Here is a 1,505-nt window from a genome sequence, read left to right as displayed (position 1 = left end):
GACCTTCGAAGGCCCGTCCCACGCGAGCGAGCTTCGGGGTTCCGGTGGCCACCGCGCTGTCGTCGGCGAGCGCACGCTCGATCGGTTTCTCACCGAGGTTCGGGAACTCGTTGACACCGGTGACCGAGGTCTTGCGGTGGGCCACCGAGTCGTCGCGGGCTGTCAGGGCGGCACCGACCTTGTCGGTGATCCAGCCGGAGTCCAGCGCGGTCCGGTATCCGCCGAGACCTTCGATCTCGGTGAAGATGTTCCACGCCGATGCCGCGAGATCATCGGTCAGCGATTCGACGAACCAGGAACCGCCCGCCGGGTCGATGACGCGGCCGATATTCGACTCCTCCAGCAGCAGCAACTGCGTGTTGCGGGCGATGCGGCGCGAGAACTGGGCGCCCGAAGTCCGCAGGTCGGCGGGGATCGCGGCGTCGAAACCGAGGACGGTCACCTGGTCGGCGCCGCCGACACCGGCACCGAACGCGGCGATGGTGGTGCGCAGCATGTTCACCCACGGATCGCGCTGTGTCAGCATCGACAGATCGGTGACACCATGCGTGATGGCCGCACCCGCCTCCCGCTTACCGACCACGTCGGCCACTCGCGCCCAGATCTTGCGCAGTGCACGGAATTTGGCGATCGTGGCGAACTGGTTGTCGTCGGCCGACACCGCGAACGTCAACTGCGTCAGCGCCTTCGACGCCGAGATGCCCGCCGAGGTGAGGTCACGCAGGTGTGCCACGGCTGCGGCGACGGTGAGCGCCAGCTGCAGACTGTCGTCGGCACCGGCGGTGGCGAAGTCGGCACCGTCGACCCTGAAGGCCCGAACCGCCTGCCCCGAATCGACGAGCTCGCCGGCAAGTCCGGTGGCCTCTGCGTCGGTGATCGTGGGACGTCCGGAGAACGCGGCCGTCAGCGGGGACAGGCCGAGCGAGCCGGTGGTGGCCGCGGTGGGACGGGCCGCGACCGGCGCTTCCTGTGCCGTACGGCGCAACTCGAGATAGGCGCGTGAGGCGGCGACGGCGTCGGTACCGGCATCCAGGGTCACCGGGATCAGATCGAGGTAGACGCCGGTGAAGACCTCGGCCAGATCACCGGCCGACACGCCGTCGCCGACGGCCAGCCACAGACCACTCGCACCGTTGACGAACGCGTCGAGAATCGCCTCGTTGACCTCTGCGGCGGAACGGGTTTCGCCGTCGCCGAACCGTTCGGTCACCCGCCATCCGACATTGACGTCGCGATGCGGGTCGGCGCCCCGGACGAACGGGTACTCACCCGGAAGCCCGGGCTCGGCGGTCTCGTCCTTCCGCGTATAGAGGGGACGGATCGTCAACCCGTCGGCCATGGTCGTCGCGAGCAACGACTCGGCATCTCCCGGAAGTTCGTCGACCTCGACACGACGCGACTTGGCCAGGACGGCAGCCGCGGACGAGGACCACTTCCGGTACGCCTCGTCGAGGGAATCTGTGAGCTGTGACATGTGGGGCAGGACACCTCCGTGAACCACTGTG

The 1,505-nt window shown here is 68.3% G+C and carries 1 protein-coding gene; it reads right to left on the bottom strand.

Annotation, left to right across the window (positions count from 1 at the left end; all coding sequences use genetic code 11):
- A partial coding sequence (locus KDB67_RS18465; RefSeq protein WP_291018897.1) for a methylmalonyl-CoA mutase family protein occupies positions 1 to 1,474 on the bottom strand: 1,474 nt, incomplete at its 3' end.
- Between the last annotated feature and the right edge of the window lie 31 nt (positions 1,475 to 1,505).

This window comes from Gordonia sp. (in: high G+C Gram-positive bacteria), from assembly GCF_020438995.1.
Lineage (GTDB): Bacteria > Actinomycetota > Actinomycetes > Mycobacteriales > Mycobacteriaceae > Gordonia.
The sequence above is the reverse complement of the archived record's forward strand: the minus strand, read 5'-3'. Positions and strand labels throughout refer to the sequence as shown.